This window comes from Limnobacter parvus (assembly GCF_024623725.1).
GTDB lineage: Bacteria > Pseudomonadota > Gammaproteobacteria > Burkholderiales > Burkholderiaceae_B > Limnobacter > Limnobacter parvus.
In genome coordinates this window covers 1-1,611 of sequence record NZ_JANKHG010000004.1, presented here as the reverse complement: position 1 = coordinate 1,611, position 1,611 = coordinate 1, and the positions used below count along the sequence as shown (strand labels likewise).

Below are 1,611 nucleotides of genomic sequence, written 5' to 3'. Positions count from 1 at the left end.
GCACCAACTTGCAAGCCGCACGAGGCCGAATCATGGATGCGGACTTCGCCAAGGAAACAGCGAACCTGACCCGTTCACAGATTTTGCAACAGGCAGGCACTGCAATGCTGGCCCAGGCCAACCAGCTGCCCAACAACGTATTGAGCCTGTTGCAGTAAAGAAAGAAAGAAAGAATGAATTAGCACTGATGTAGTGATGTAGTAATTGCAATGACCAAGCAGCAGCCTGCTGATCTGATTTTTGATGGCTGGCTGTTTTAAAAGGGGGTGGGGATTCCACTCACCCCTAATTTTTTTCTTGCGCACGTGCGCTTCAAAATAGATTATCTATTTCTCATACAACTGGGAAATAGATAATCTATTTTTTCATATTAATTCAATTTAAAAATTAAAAATTTTTTCAAAAAGGTCTAAATATTAAAAATCAAAAGACGTTAAACAATCATCGGTGAACGATTTACCGAGACGAAGCAGAAGTTAATAACTTCTGATTAATTTGTCTTAATCTTTTCGGAGTAATAATCATGCTAGGAATTAATACCNACTTCCATCGCTCGCCTGTCTTCTGGCTTGCGTGTCAACAGCGCCAAAGACGATGCCGCTGGTTTGGCCATTGCAGAACGCATGCAAGCCCAGATCAAAGGCTTCGATGTTGCATCCCGCAACGCCAACGACGGTATTTCACTGTTGCAAGTGGCTGATGGCGCCTTGGGCAAAATCACCGACAACCTGCAGCGTATGCGTGAACTGGGTGTTCAAGCCAAAAACGGCACATTGAACGCAACCGACCGCACCAACCTGAACCGCGAATATGTTGAACTGGCCAACGAAGTGGGCCGTGTTGCCACAGGCACCACATTCAACGACAACGCCGTGTTCCTGGCTGCCAACAAATCGGTTTCATTGCAAATCGGTTCGGGCAACGACGCTTCCGATACATTGGCCGTAAACTTGACTGACACAGGTGCTGCCGGCGGTAACGACCTGCAAACCACCCTGGGTGGCGCAACCCAAGCCCTAATCGTGACTGCCTTTGGCGGTGTGGACACCGTGGCCAATGCCACAACAGCCATCACTGACATTGACACAGCGATTGACGACATCACCAACCTGCGCGCTACCGTAGGTGCTGGCTTGAGTCGCCTTGAGCAAGTGGTAGGCTCACTGCAAACCACCAGCAGCAACCTGAGCTCAGCCCGCGGCCGAATTATGGACGCTGACTTCGCCAAGGAAACTGCGAACCTGACCCGTTCACAGATTCTTCAGCAGGCTGGTACTGCCATGTTGGCCCAGGCCAACCAGCTGCCCAACAACGTGTTGAGCTTACTGCGTTAATGTAAGGTTTACTCCGAGCGACCCCTGGTTTGAAAGTGCAAATGCAACACGCACCGGAAAATCGGGGGAAGTTTCGAGAAGCCGCGAATTACGGCACCAGAATTCAAAACTTTAGGGTTGATGAAAATTCTCTTGAGAAAGCGAATTTTTTCTTATTTTTTTCTAAAGTTCCTGATTTTTCAAGCGTTAATGAATCATAAGGCAGCGCACAAGATGACGCAGCCAACTTGAAATCAACAAATTGCTTGGAGAATTAAAATGCTAGGAATCAACACCA

At 47.8% G+C, this 1,611-nt stretch carries 2 protein-coding genes; both read left to right on the top strand.

Translation table 11 applies throughout. From position 1 onward, the window contains the following. A partial coding sequence (locus tag NSP04_RS01925) for a flagellin (RefSeq protein ID WP_257510657.1) occupies positions 1-158 on the top strand: 158 nt, incomplete at its 5' end. A gap of 378 nt (positions 159-536) precedes the next feature. Further along, positions 537-1,334, top strand: a complete 798-nt coding sequence (locus tag NSP04_RS01920; protein WP_371824986.1) for a flagellin N-terminal helical domain-containing protein — start codon at positions 537-539, stop codon at positions 1,332-1,334. Positions 1,335-1,611: the final 277 nt, after the last annotated feature.